Annotated in this window: 10 protein-coding genes and 1 pseudogene; 8 read left to right on the top strand and 3 right to left on the bottom strand. The window is 76.1% G+C overall.

Features of this window, described 5'->3' with window-relative positions; translation table 11 throughout:
- Positions 1–77: 77 nt before the first annotated feature.
- Complete coding sequence (locus KSE_RS17735; protein WP_014136705.1) at positions 78–1,064, bottom strand: ATP-binding protein; 987 nt, start codon at positions 1,062–1,064, stop codon at positions 78–80.
- 212 nt (positions 1,065–1,276) lie between these two features.
- On the opposite strand from KSE_RS17735, the gene KSE_RS17730 reads away from it, so the two are divergent.
- Positions 1,277–2,173 (top strand): Fic family protein, encoded by an 897-nt coding sequence (locus KSE_RS17730; RefSeq protein WP_014136704.1) that lies wholly within the window; start codon positions 1,277–1,279, stop codon positions 2,171–2,173.
- 423 nt (positions 2,174–2,596) lie between these two features.
- Here the strand turns inward: KSE_RS17730 and KSE_RS17725 are convergent, their stop codons facing one another.
- On the bottom strand, positions 2,597–3,400 hold the full coding sequence (locus tag KSE_RS17725) for an HAD family hydrolase (protein ID WP_033259913.1): 804 nt from the start codon (positions 3,398–3,400) through the stop codon (positions 2,597–2,599).
- Between the two features lie 805 nt (positions 3,401–4,205).
- On the opposite strand from KSE_RS17725, the gene ssd reads away from it, so the two are divergent.
- From ssd to KSE_RS46245, 7 genes and pseudogenes are all read left to right on the top strand, one after another.
- Positions 4,206–5,306, top strand: coding sequence for a septum site-determining protein Ssd (gene ssd, locus KSE_RS17720; RefSeq protein WP_014136702.1), 1,101 nt, complete (start codon positions 4,206–4,208; stop codon positions 5,304–5,306).
- Between the two features lie 408 nt (positions 5,307–5,714).
- Entirely contained in the window at positions 5,715–7,061 is a 1,347-nt protein-coding gene (locus KSE_RS17715; protein WP_014136701.1) for a TadA family conjugal transfer-associated ATPase, read from the top strand.
- A gap of 94 nt (positions 7,062–7,155) precedes the next feature.
- Positions 7,156–8,238, top strand: a complete 1,083-nt coding sequence (locus KSE_RS17710) for a type II secretion system F family protein (RefSeq protein ID WP_014136700.1) — start codon at positions 7,156–7,158, stop codon at positions 8,236–8,238.
- A 127-nt stretch (positions 8,239–8,365) separates the two neighbouring features.
- Positions 8,366–9,163 (top strand): type II secretion system F family protein, encoded by a 798-nt coding sequence (locus tag KSE_RS17705; protein ID WP_014136699.1) that lies wholly within the window; start codon positions 8,366–8,368, stop codon positions 9,161–9,163.
- A gap of 70 nt (positions 9,164–9,233) precedes the next feature.
- Positions 9,234–9,485, top strand: coding sequence for a DUF4244 domain-containing protein (locus KSE_RS17700; RefSeq protein ID WP_014136698.1), 252 nt, complete (start codon positions 9,234–9,236; stop codon positions 9,483–9,485).
- The gene (locus KSE_RS17695) at positions 9,475–9,867 is read left to right on the top strand and encodes a TadE family type IV pilus minor pilin (RefSeq protein WP_014136697.1); all 393 of its coding nucleotides are present in this window, start codon (positions 9,475–9,477) and stop codon (positions 9,865–9,867) included. Before KSE_RS17700 ends, KSE_RS17695 begins: the two co-directional genes overlap by 11 nt.
- Positions 9,868–9,870: 3 nt before the next feature.
- Positions 9,871–10,227, top strand: a pseudogene (locus KSE_RS46245) (Rv3654c family TadE-like protein); the annotation flags it as partial.
- 261 nt (positions 10,228–10,488) lie between these two features.
- Here the strand turns inward: KSE_RS46245 and KSE_RS17690 are convergent.
- Positions 10,489–12,870, bottom strand: coding sequence for a DEAD/DEAH box helicase (locus tag KSE_RS17690; protein ID WP_014136696.1), 2,382 nt, complete (start codon positions 12,868–12,870; stop codon positions 10,489–10,491).
- Positions 12,871–13,042 lie beyond the last annotated feature (172 nt).

Genomic DNA, 13,042 nt, shown 5'->3' with positions numbered 1-13,042 from the left:
TGCCCGGGCCTGCCCGGATGCGGCCGAGGGGCCGGCTCGCCATCACGGCGGGCCGGCCCCTCGGGGGCGGGGGCGGGTCAGACTCCGGCGGTGCTGGCCCGCTCGGCGCCCAGTACGTAGTCCGGGTCGACCTGGGTGGCCAGGTCGATGCCGACCTTGGCGTTGCCCCAGCTCTCCGCGTTGCGCAGGTGGAAGCGGACGGCCTGGGCGCTGTACCGGCGCGGGTCGCGCAGGCCGTGGGAGGAGTCGGCGGCGGTCCGCAGCCGGGCCAGCACCTCCCGGTTCGCGGGCTCAAGCTCGCGCAGCGGCGGCTCGTCCCCGCGCTCCAGCCGGCGCACCCAGCCGGACTGCCCGAAGCAGGCGTACAGGTCCTCGCCGACCTCGCGCTGCAGGAAGTCCAGGTCGTCCGGCCCCTGCACCTTGTTGCCGATCACCCGCAGGTGGACGTCGAAGTCCTGGGCGTACTCCTTGTACTGGCGGTACACCGAGACGCCCTTGCGGGTCGGCTCGGCGACCAGGAAGGTCAGGTCGAAGCGGGTGAACAGGCCGGAGGCGAAGGAGTCGGAGCCGGCCGTCATGTCGGTGACCAGGTACTCGTCCGGGCCGTCCAGCAGGTGGTTCAGCAGCAGTTCCACCGCGCCGACCTTGGAGTGGTAGCAGGCCACCCCGAGGTCCTCCTCGGTGAACGCGCCGGTCGCCATCAGCCGCACCGAGCCCTCGTCCAGCGCGACCGGGCGGGCGCAGGCCGCGTACACCGGGTTCTCCTCGACGATCCGCAGCAGGCGGGAGCCCGGTCCGGGCGGGGTGGTCTTGATCATCTCCTCGGCGCAGTGGATCAGCGGGTTGTCGCCGCGCAGGTACTCCTTGATCTCCGGCAGGTGCGCGCCGAGCGAGGGGAGTGCGGCGGCCTGGCCGTCCGTCAGGCCGAGGGCCGGGCCGAGGTGCTGGTTGATGTCGGCGTCGACGGCGACCACCGGGTGGCCGGCCGCGGCCAGGTGGCGGATGAACAGGGCGGACAGGGTGGTCTTGCCGCTGCCGCCCTTCCCGACGAAGGCGATCTTCATCTCTGAGTCTCCGGCTCTCTGGGCTCTGGCGTCCGTCGGCCCTTGGCGGCCCGGATGCTTGTTGACGCTTGTTGGAAACCGTTATCGTCACCGATTAGTGGCCATGCTAGCGGTGGTTTGGGGTGCTGCACGCAGGGGAACAGATGATTGCCACGAAAGGGTGACCCGGGGTTGCCTCCCGGTCGCCCGGTGGATTCATTACTCTCGGGTAGGTGACCACAGGAACTGACCCGCTCGCCCCGCTGGCCCAGCTCGCCGGGGTCCCCGAGGCCGTCGCCGAAGTGCGCAAGAACGTCGACCGCCTCTACGGGCACCGCGTGATGCGGCGCCGGGCGGGCGAGGTGACCTCCGAGTCCGCCCTGCGCGGCGCCCGCGCCTCGGCCGCCCTGGACGGCGCCGACTGGCCGCTGGAGGAGGTCCGCCGCCGCACCGACTTCGGCGCCGACGCCGAGGCCCGCACGGTCGGTGCCGCGCTGCGGCTGTCCGCCGAGGCCGGCCAACTGCTCAGCGTCTGGCGCACCTCCCCGCTGCAGGTGCTGGCCCGGCTCCACCTGCTCGCCGTCGGTGACGGCGACCCGGCCGCCGGGCGCCCGCGCCACGACGGCGAACCCGCCGCGCCGCTCTTTCCGCGCGAGCTCGCCGCCACCGAGGGCCCGGCTTCCGACGGCCCGGCTTCCGGCGGACCCGTCGGCGAACTCCCGCCACCGCCCCCGCCCGCCGAGGTGGCCGCCCGACTCGACCAGCTCGCCGGGCTGCTCGCGGCCCGCGCCGAACGTCCGACCGGCGGCGCCCCCGCCCTGGTGGTCGCCGCCGTGGTGCACGGCGAACTGCTCGCGCTGCGCCCCTTCGGCTCGGCCAACGGCCTGGTCGCCCGGGCCGCCCAGCGGATCGTGCTGATCGCCGAGGGCCTGGATCCGAAGGCGATCTGCCCGGCCGAGGTCGGCCTCGCCGAACTCGGCACCGCCGCCTACCGCCGGGCCCTGCTGGGCTACCTGGAGGGCACCCCCGAGGGCCTGTCCCGCTGGCTGGCGCACTGCGCGGCCGCGCTCGGCCTGGGCGTGCGGGAGAGTACCGCGGTGTGCGAGGCGATGCAGCGCGGCATGGTCTGACCGGCTTCGGCGGGGCCAGCCCCGGGCCGGCCGGAACGGGGTTGCGGCGGCGCCCGAGGACTCCGGGCGCCGCCGCTGGCACGGAGGCCGGGTGACCAGGGCATGCACCGTTTCAGTGCCCATCAGGCGGGGTCCTGTTCCCGTTCGCCTGGTGCGGCGGCCCGTCAGCGGGTCGGCTGCATGTGGGTGCCCGATTGTCCGTGCGTCGGTCCGTGGGCCTGAACTGCGTTGTCGGTTCGACCTCTTGGGGTCCTGACCGGGTCTCGCGGGCCGTAACCCATTTCTACCTCAGATCCACCGAAAGAGGAACCCGAAAAAGGCGCCTTTGGCAGTTCATATAGCGGATTGTCCGATTCGGCGGACCGGCCGGGCCCTCGAACGGGCCCGGCCGGTCCGCGGCCGTCCGGCGCGGAACGCGGCGGTTCAGGCCGCGGCCGGACGCCGCCGGCGCGCGCTGTACCAGAGCACCCCCGCGGTCAGCACCGCCGCGCCGATCGCCACGGCGGCCACCACGGAACGGCTCGGGGCGTGGAACTCGGGCAGCCTGCGGGTCAGTTCGACCGGCCGACTGAACGCCAGCACCGGCCACTCGCGGGCCGTCGCCTCCTTGCGCAGCGCTCGGTCCGGGTTCACCGCGGCCGGGTGGCCGACCGCCTCCAGCATCGGCAGGTCGGTCGACGAGTCGCTGTACGCGTAGCAGTTGGCCAGGTCGTAGCCCTCCCGCTCGGCCAGCTCGCGGATCGCCGCGGCCTTGTTCTCGGCGTACGCGTAGTACTCGATCTCGCCGGTGTAGCGCCCCTCCTCGACGTGCAGCCGGGTGGCGATCACGTGGTCCGCGCCCAGGAGTTGGCCGATCGGCTCGACCACCTCGGAGCCCGAGCTGCTGACGATCACCACGTCCCGGCCGGCCGCGTGGTGCTGCTCGATGAGCGAGGCGGCCTCGTCGTAGATGAGCGGGTCGATCATGCCGTGCAGGGTCTCCGCGACGATCTCCCGGACCTGCTGGACGTTCCAGCCCCGGGTGAGCGCGGAGAGGTAGGCCCGCATCTTCTCCATCTGGTCGTGGTCCGCGCCGCCGACCAGGAAGATGAACTGGGTGTAGGCGCTCTTCACCACCGAGCGGCGGTTGATCAGGCCGCCCTGGTAGAAGGGGCGGCTGAACGCGAGCGCGCTGGACTTGGCGATGATCGTCTTGTCGAGGTCGAAGAAGGCGGCGGTGCGGGGCACGCCGTAGCCGCCGCGGTCCGCGGGGCGGGCCGGGGCGGAGTCCTGGTCGGCGTCGGTGGTGGCGTCGGCGGCAGCGGTTCCGGTGGCGGTGTCGGTCACGGCCTCGCTCCCGACCGCGGTCTCGCTGTCGGCCTCGGCTCCGGGGGTGGCGGCGGTCTCGGCGCCCGTGTCGGACCCGGCGTCGGCACCGCGGTCGGCGAAGTCGGCGTTCTCGTCGGCGTTCTCGGTGGTGTCCACGGGAACCGAGGATAGAGGGGCGGCCAAAAGGGAGGGCCATTCGGTGGACCCGCGGGCATGCGGGTTTGTGTTTCTGGCCGGTCGGGTACACCATGGAAGTCACGGATCGTTCGCGCGACCGTGCTAACCCGGTCCGGCTCCTCCCCCCCGAGCCGGGCCGTGGATAGACGACCCCCGCTCTCCCCCCCCGGCGGGGGTCGTCGCATGTCCGGGCCCATTTCCCTTGGTAGTTGAGCCTCCAGGGAGCGGTGGTGCCGGTGGGCGCGAGGGGTGCTCCAGTGGCCCGAGAGCCGCTGTCGAGGTTTCTTCGCACTCCAAGTTTCTGTCACTCTGAGTAGTTGTGCGAGTGTCATATCGGCATGCCTGACGCGTCAATTCCGAACTGCTTTAGCCCCCGTCCGAGTGACCCGAGTTATCCACAGGGGCGAGTTATCCACAGGCAATCGGAAGTCGGCTGACGCATTCCGCACCGTCCTTCACCGTGGTGTCCACGACGCCGCGCGGCGACCCTCCGGGGCACCGCGTCCGACGCGTCGTCAGACCGTCCCCGCACCACGGGAGGACCGCCTTGTCCGCTGCAGCCACCGATCCGCACGCCACCGCGCCCGAGCCCCCGCCCGGGCCGCTGATCCTCACCGGCGACGACGCGCTCGCCGAACAGCTCACCCGCCTGTGCGCCGCCGCCGGGGCCGAACCACGGCTGCTCAGCGGCGCCCCGCCGCCCGTCCGGCTGTGGGAGGCCGCCCCGCTGGTGCTGGTCGGTGACGACCTCGCCGAGCGGTGCGCGGGCCTGCCGCGCCGACCCGGCGTCCTGCTGCTCGGCCTCGACCTCGACGACGGGGAGATCTGGGTCCGGGCCGTCCGGCTCGGCGCCGAGCACGTGCTCTTCCTGCCGGACGCGCAGCCCTGGCTGCTCGACCGGATCGCCGACGCCACCGAGGGCGTCGGGCCACCCGCGCTCACCGTCGCCGTGCTCGGCGGGCGCGGCGGCGCCGGAGCCTCCACGCTGGCCTGTGCCCTCGCGGTCTGCGCCGCCCGGGCCGGGCACCGCACCATGCTGATCGACGGCGACCCGCTCGGCGGCGGGCTCGACGTCCTGCTCGGCGCCGAACAGGCCGACGGGCTGCGCTGGCCCGACCTGGCCGCCTCCCGGGGGCGGATCAGCGGCGCGGAACTGGCCAGGGCGCTGCCCGAGCCGCACCGGCTCAGCGCCCTGTCCTGGGACAGGTCGGACACCCTGGCCATCCCGGCCGAGGCCATGGACAGCGTGCTGGCGGCCGCCCGCAGACGCGGCGGGCTGGTCGTCCTCGACCTGCCCAGACAGCTCGACGCGGCCGCCGCCCGGGCCCTGGAGCAGTCCGACACCGGGCTGCTCGTGGTCCCCGCCGAACTGCGCGCCCTGGCGGCCGCCGACCGGGTCACGGCGGCCGCCCGGATGCGGCTCACCGACCTGCGGGCCGTCGTCCGCACTCCGGGCCCCTCCGGCCTCACCGCTGCCGACGTCGCCCGCGGGCTGCGCCTGCGGCTGGCCGGAGAGCTCGCCCCCGAGCCGGGCCTCGCCCTGGACGTCGAACGGGGCGTCCCCCCGGGCCTGCGGGAGCGCGGGCCGCTGGCCCGGTTCTGCGGGCGATTCCTGACCGAAGCGATGCCGCCCGTCGTGGCGGCCTGAGGAGCAACCATGACCAACCACCTGCACGCCGTCGATCCCCGAGCCGCCGGTTCCCGAGCCGTGGACGTTCGAGCCGTGGACGTCCGAGCCGTGGACGACCGTCGCTCCGACGACCGTCTCGCCGACCCGCACGATTCGTACGACCCGCATGACCCGCATGACCCGCACGGCGCGGACGGCCGCGCGGGAGAGGGGCGCCAGGGGCAGCAGGGCGACCAACGGGCCTCCAGGCGGCCGATCGCCCGGGCCCACCGCCGGATCGCCGTACCGCGCCCCCGCCGCCTCTCCAATGCCCCCTCAGGGCCCGCGGAGGAGGCGCTGCCGGTCGGGGAGGGGCCGCCCGTCCCCGACCGGCGGCACGCACCTCCGGTGCGCTTCCTGGTGCGGCGTCAGCCGCATCAGGCACCGGTGGCCGCCGGGCCGCCGGTCGGTCCGGGGGCCGGACCGACCCCGGGCGAGGCCGCCGAACTGGTGGACGCCGTCCGGATCCGGCTCGCCGAGGCGGGTGCGGCTCCCACCGCCGGGTCGGTCGCCGCGGCCCTGCGCGCGGCCGGGCCCCCGCTCGGCGGGGCCGACGTGCTGAACGCGGTGCGCGACCTGCGCGCCGAGATCGTCGGCGCCGGGCCGCTCGAACCGCTGCTGGCCGAGCAGGGCGTCACCGACGTCCTGGTCAACGGTCCCGACCGGATCTGGGTCGACCGCGGCCGAGGGCTGGAACGCGCCTCCCAGGTGCGCTTCCCGAACGCCGACGCGGTCCGTCGGCTCGCCCACCGGCTGGCCACCGCCGCCGGGCGCCGCCTCGACGACGCCCGGCCCTGGGTGGACGCCCGGTTGCCCGACGGCACCCGGCTGCACGCCGTCCTCCCGCCGATCGCCGCCGACTGCACCCACATCTCGCTGCGCACCAGCCGCAGCGAGCCCTTCACCCTCCCCGAGCTGGTCGCCGCCGGCGCGCTGCCGCCGTCCGGGGCCGACCTGCTCACCGCCGTCCTGCGGGCCAGGCTCTCGCTGCTGGTCTCCGGCGGCACCGGCAGCGGCAAGACCACCCTGCTCGCCGCCCTGCTCGGCCTCGTCCCCGACGACGAGCGCATCGTGCTCGCCGAGGACTCCGCCGAGCTGCGCCCGGACCATCCGCACGTGGTCCGGCTGCAGTCCCGACCGCCCAACCAGGAGTCGCTGGGTGAGCTGACCCTGCGGGACCTGGTCCGGCAGGCGCTGCGGATGCGGCCCGACCGGCTGGTCGTCGGCGAGGTCCGCGGCGCCGAGGTGGTCGACCTGCTGGCGGCCCTGAACACCGGCCACGAAGGCGGTTGCGGCACCGTCCACGCCAACACCGCCGCCGACGTGCCCGCCCGGCTGGAGGCCCTGGGCGCGCTCGCCGGGCTGGACCGGCACGCCCTGCACAGCCAGCTCCGGGCCGGCCTCGACACGGTCGTCCACCTCGGCCGGGACCGCGCCGACGGCCGCCGCCGGGTCACCGGCCTGCACCTGCTGGCCGGCGGGCCCGACGGACTGACCGCCACCACCGCGGCCGTCCACTTCGACCGCGGTGGCCGGGCCCGCCCCGGCCCCGGCTGGGCCCGCCTGCGGGAGCTGTGCGCCGAACGCGGCGTCGACCTGCCGCCGCACCCCGAGCCGTCCGGGGCGGACCGGTCGGACCAGCCGGACGGCGCTGCCGGGCCCATCGAGGCCACCCATCCGACCGGACCCATCGGGCGCGCCGAGCCCACCGAGCCGTCCGGGGGCGGGACATGACGCTGAGGTGGCTGGAGTGCGGCTGGGTGTTCGTGCTGTGCGTGATCGGGGCGGTGGCGTGGCATCTGCTGCGCTCCGCGGTCAGGAGGCCGTGATGGCGGTGCCGGGCGGGGTGATCGGCGGGTTCGCGGCGGCTGGCGCGCTCCAGTCGTACGGCGCGGCCTGCGGGGCGAGTCTGACCGGAGTGACCGCCGGGTTGGTGGGCGGGCTGTTCGGGACGGCCTGGCTGCGCGCGCTGGGCCGCCGGGCCCGCGGCTCCGGCCGGATGCGGCGGTTGCTGAGCGGGCGGCGGGGCCCGCACGGCCGGGCGTGGGAGCGGGCACGGGTGCGGGCGCTGTGGCGGCGCCGGTGGCCGGGCCGGCTGGTGCCCGAACTGCTGCTGCTTCCGCTCGGGGCGGCGGCCGGGCACGCCACCTCCTCGGTGCTCCCGGTGCTCGGGGCGGCCTGCGGGGTGGTCCCGCTCCGGCGCTGGCGGGCGGCGCGGCGGACGCTCCGGGCGGCGCGGCGGCGGGCCGCGGCGGTGATCGACCTGTGCACCGGTCTGGCGGCCGAACTGCGCGGCGGCGCCACGCCCGAGCAGGCCATGCACACCGTGCTGGCCAGGGCCGCCCCCGAGTGGGGCCGTCGCCTCGGCGCCGAGCCGGCGGCCCGGCTGGCGGCGGGCCGCTACGGGGCGGACCTGCCGGCGGCGCTCCGGCTGGTGGCCGAACTGCCGGGAGGGGAGGGCGCGGCGGCGATGGCGGCCTGCTGGCGGGTCAGCACCGAGAGCGGCAGCGGGCTGGCGGACGGTCTGGAGCAGGTCGCGGAGGCGCTGCGGGCCGAGCGGGCGCTCAGCGAGGAGATCGCGGGTGAACTCGCGGGCCCGCGCACCACGGTGGCGGTGCTCGCCGTGCTGCCCGCCGTCGGCCTCGGCCTGGGCGCGGCACTCGGGGCCCACCCCGTCCACGTCCTGCTGCACACGCCGGCGGGCCTGCTCGGGTTGCTGGTCGGGGCCGTCCTGGAGGTGGTCGGGATCGTCTGGACGGCCCGGATCGTCCGGTCCGCGGAGGACACCCCGGTCCGTCCCCGCCCGGTACGGGCCGCTGCCGCCGGTTGCGGGATCTCCCGGACGCGCCGCGATCTCCGGGGCGCGGCCCGGCCGTCCCCGGCGGGAGGCCGGGTGCACGGGTGGGAGTGAACACGGCTGCTGGGCGCGGGCGGTGGGGCATTCGGGCGCCACCACGGGTTCCGGTCTCTCCGAGACCGGGTCGGAAGCGGGCGGTCGATCGGTCGGCGACCGGGGAGAGACGGAGAGAGGCGGCGGGATGAGCGGGTCGGTGGTGCTGGGGTCGGTGGCGGTCGCGGGGCTGGTCGGGGAGGCGCTGGTGGTGAGGCGGCGGCGGACGGCGCGGCGGCGGGTCGCGTGGTGCGTGCCGGTCGGCTCGGCCGCCGGGGCTCGGGACGGTGCGCCCGGGCGGACGGCGGTGGCGGTCCGGCGGGTGCTCGGGTGGCTGTCGGGCGAGCGGCCGCTGGCGCTGCTGCTGGGAGCTGCGGCGGGGGCGCTGGTCGGCGGCCGGGCCGGGCTGGTGGCCGGTCCGCTGGCCTGCTGGGCGGCCTGGCGGCTGCTGCCCCGGGTGCGGTCGCCGGACGAGCGCCGCCGGGCGGCGGAGCGCGACTGGCTGGTCCGTCAGCTCCCGCTGACCGCCGAGCTGTTGGTTGCCTGCCTCGGGTCGTCCGGCTCCCCGGCCGAGGCGGCCGCCGCCGTCGCGGACAGCGTCCCGTCCCCGATGCGGGAGCGGCTGTCCGGGGTCGCCGCTCAGCTCGCCCTCGGCGCCGAGCCGGAGCACTGCTGGGAGCAACTGGCCGCCGACTGCCCGCCGTTGGCCCCGCTCGCCCGCTGCCTGGCCCGCACCAGCCTGAGCGGTGCCCCGCCGACCGCCGCGCTGGCCGGACTGGCCCAGGCCCAGCGCGCGGCCGCCGCCCGGGCGGCGCACGCCCGGGTCCGGCGGGCGGGCGTGCTGGCGACCGCGCCGCTCGGGCTCTGCTTCCTGCCCGCGTTCGTGCTGATCGGGGTGGTGCCGGTGGTCACGGGGCTGACCACCGCCTTCTCCCGGCACCTGTGAGTCGGGCCGACCCGTTCCGTCGGCCCGCCCCACGCCTTCCCAAGTCCAGATCCGTAGAAGGGGTTCCACCATGATGAAGTTCGTACGCGCCGTCCGGCCGACCGCCGCGGTGCTCGTCGTCCACAGGCTGGCGGGCTGGTTCCGCCGGCGGTACCGGAGGGTGGCGGCCGGCCCGCCGGACGCCGGGATGAACACCGCCGAGTACGCGATCGGCACCGTCGCGGCCTGTGCCTTCGCCGCCGTGCTCTACAAGGTGGTGACCAGCGAAACGGTCTCCGGCGCGTTGTCCGGGCTGCTCGAACGGTCCCTGCATGGGGTCTGACCGGAGGGCGGCGGACAGCGGGATGGTCACGGCGGAGACGGCGGTCGGGCTGCCCGCCCTGGTGCTGCTGGCGGCGATGCTGACCTGGGGCGTGGTGGCGGCCGGTGCCCAGATCCGCTGCGTGGACGCGGCCCGGGTCGGCGCCCGGGCCGCCGCCCGGGGCGACGCCGACGCGCTGGCCCAGGCCGTCGCGGCGGCCCCGCGCGGCGCGAAGGTCGCCATCGACCTGGACGCCACCACCGCCCGGGCCACCGTCGAGGCCCCCTGCCCCGGCCCGGGCCGCCTCGCGGACCTGCTGTCGGTGCGGCTCACGGCCGCGGCGGTCGGTGCCAGGGAGGACGTGCCGTCCGAGGAGGTCGGGCGGATGACGGGTGGTCAGTGAAGCGTGGCGACCGGCGGGGACGGAACGGAAGCGAGGTGGTGCGTGGTGCGGGGGAGTGGAACGCCGCCGTCGGACGTGGCGGGGGAGCGGGGTTCGGCGACGGTGTGGCTGGTGGCCCTGGGGTCGCTCGGGGTGGTGGTCTTCTCGGCCTGCCTGATGCTGGGCACGGTGGTGGCCGCCCGCCACCGGGCGGAGTCGGCGGCCGATCTCGCGGCCCTGGCCGCCGCCGACCGGCTGCTGCTCGACGAGGACGGCGGCTGCGGACGGGCCGCGGAGCTGACCCGGGCCCAGGAGCGGGCCGAACTGGTCTCCTGCCGGGTGCTCCCGGGGCAGGACGCGGTGGAGGTGGTGGTCCGGGTTCCGATCCGGGGCGTACCGGTGCCGCTGCCCCCGGCCCGGGCCCGCGCCAGGGCGGGCCCGGTCTGGGCCTGGGGCGAGGAGGGCGCCGAGGGGCCGGCCCTCCCCGATCGGCGCGGAGCCCCGGGTGCCCCGGGTGCCTTGAGTGACCAGGACGATCCTGGTGGCCACGGCCACGGCCACGGCGGCGGCCACGGCGGCGGCGGTGGCGGGCGGTCGGTGGATTCAGCGGGAGCCGGGGCGGAGAGGGCCGTGGTGGGCGGGTCAGTCCTTCCCGGCCGGATCAGCCGGATCAGCTGGATCAGCCGGGCTGACCGGGCCGGCCGGGTTGGTCGGGGCGCCGGACAGGAGGGCGGTGAGCAGGCGGATGGCGGCGGCCTTGTCGAGCGGTTCGTTGCCGTTGCCGCACTTCGGGGACTGGACGCAGGACGGGCAGCCGCGGTCGCACTCGCAGGCGGCGATGGCGTCCCGGGTGGCGGTCAGCCACTCGACGGCGCGGCGGAAGCCGCGTTCGGCGAAGCCCGCGCCGCCGGAGTGGCCGTCGTACACGAAGACGGTCGGCAGGCCGGTGTCGGGGTGCAGCGGGACGGAGACGCCGCCGATGTCCCAGCGGTCGCAGGTGGCGAAGAGCGGGAGGAGGCCGATGGAGGCGTGCTCGGCGGCGTGGGCCGCGCCGGGGAGCTGGTCGAACGGGATCAGCGCGTCCAGGAGTTGGTCCTCGGTGACGGTCCACCAGACGGCGCGGGTGCGCAGGGTGCGGGGCGGCAGGTCGAGCTTGCTCTCGCCGAGGATCTGGCCGGTGGAGATCCGTTTGCGGAGGTAGCCGACGACCTGGTTGGTGACCTCCACCGAGCCGAAGCTGAGCCGGGCCTCGCCCCACTCCTCGGTGGTGTCGGTGGACAGGATGGCGATCGAGGTGACGTCCCGGGCGGAGGTCGTGTACGGCGGGTTCGCGGGGGTGACCAGGGCGACCGAGGAGTCGAGGTCGAGTTCGCGGACCAGGTAGGTGCGGCCCTGGTGCAGGTGCACGGCGCCGGTGTGCACGGCGGTGTGCGCGGCCTCGGCGTCCACGGTGCCCAGCAGCCGTCCGGTGTCGGCCTCGACGATCTGCACGGGGCTGCCGCCGCTGCCGCGCAGGTCGACGCCGTCGGCGGCGCGCTCGCGGCGGGTCCAGTACCAGGAGCCGTCCGGGCGCCGCCGGAGCAGGCCGCGCCGTTCCAGTACCGGCAGCAGCGGTGCGGCGGACGGGCCGAACAGCTCCAGGTCGCTGTCGGTGAGCGGGAGTTCGGCCGCGGCGGCGCACAGGTGCGGGGCGAGCACGTGCGGGTTGTCCGGGTCGAGGACGGTCGCCTCCACCGGGGTGGCGAACAGGGCCTCGGGGTGGTGGACGAGGTAGGTGTCCAACGGGTCGTCCCGGGCGATCAGCACCGCCAGCGCGCCCTGGCCCTCCCGGCCCGCGCGTCCGGCCTGCTGCCACAGCGAGGCCCGGGTGCCGGGGTAGCCGGCCAGCAGGACGGCGTCCAGGCCGGAGACGTCCACGCCGAGTTCGAGGGCGGAGGTGGAGGCGAGGCCGAGCAGCCGGCCCGAGTGCAGGGCGCGTTCCAGGGCGCGGCGCTCCTCGGCGAGGTAGCCGCCGCGGTAGGCGGCGACCCGGGCGGCGAGCGGCTGGCCGAGCTGCTCCTGGGCCTGCAGGGCGACCAGTTCGGCGGCCCGCCGGGAGCGGACGAAGGCGACCGTCCGGGTGCCGCCGTGCACCAGGTCGGTGAGCAGGTGGCCGGCTTCGGCGGTGGCGCTGCGGCGGACGGGCGCGCCGTGCTCACCGGTGTTCTCGGTCAGCGGCGGCTCCCAGAGCGCGAACACCATCGGGCCGCGCGGCGAGCAGTCCTCGGTGACGGCGGTGGCGGGCAGGCCGGTGAGCCGTTCGGCGGTGACGGCGGGCTCGGCGGTGGTCGCGGAGGCCAGCAGGAAGGTCGGCGAGGAGCCGTAGCGGGCGCACAGCCGACGCAGTCGGCGCAGCACCTGGGCGACGTGCGAGCCGAACACACCGCGGTAGGTGTGGCACTCGTCGACCACGACGTACCGCAGCGTCTTCAGGAAGGAGGCCCAGCGCGGGTGGGCGGGGAGCACGCCGCGGTGCAGCATGTCCGGGTTGGTCAGCACGTAGGACGCGTACTGGCGGACCCACTCGCGCTCCTGCGGCGGGGTGTCGCCGTCGTAGAGCGCGACCCGGACGCGGTCGGGGACGAGTTCGGCGGCCCGGCGGCGCTGGTCGGCGGCCAGTGCCTTGGTCGGGGCCAGGTAGAGGGCGGTCGCGCCGCGCCCGTTGCGGGCCTCGGTGCCGGTCAGCAGGTCGCTGAGCAGCGGGGCGAGGTAGCCCAGCGACTTGCCCGAGGCGGTGCCGGTGGCGATCACCGTGGTTCGGCCGGCGGCGGCCAGGTCCATCGCCTCGGCCTGGTGAGCCCAGGGCAGCACCACGCCGAGCCCGGAGGCGGCCGCGACCACCTCCTGACGGATTCCTTCCGGCCAAGGCGCATACCGGGCCTCCCGGGCGGGCAGGTGCTCCGTATGGGTGAGGCGGTCCGACCTGCCGCGCCCGGTGGAAAGGGTCGCGAGCAGGGCCTCGGGCTGGTGTTGACGGGGCGGCATGAAGACCCAGTGTGTCACCGGCGTGACGGAGAATCGCTGTTAACCATCGTGCGCCCGTGGTCGCAGGTGGTTGAATGAAGCCCGTGACGGCCGCACGGCCGAGAGCCGCGACGCCGAGGCTCCGACCTGCCGGTTCGCCGCGCCCCGGCCCTGCGACCTCGCGGTGGCAGCC

Source organism: Kitasatospora setae KM-6054, from assembly GCF_000269985.1.
GTDB classification, from domain to species: Bacteria; Actinomycetota; Actinomycetes; order Streptomycetales; family Streptomycetaceae; genus Kitasatospora; species Kitasatospora setae.
Note: the sequence above shows the minus strand (reverse complement) of the source record. Positions and strands in the feature narration are given on the sequence as shown.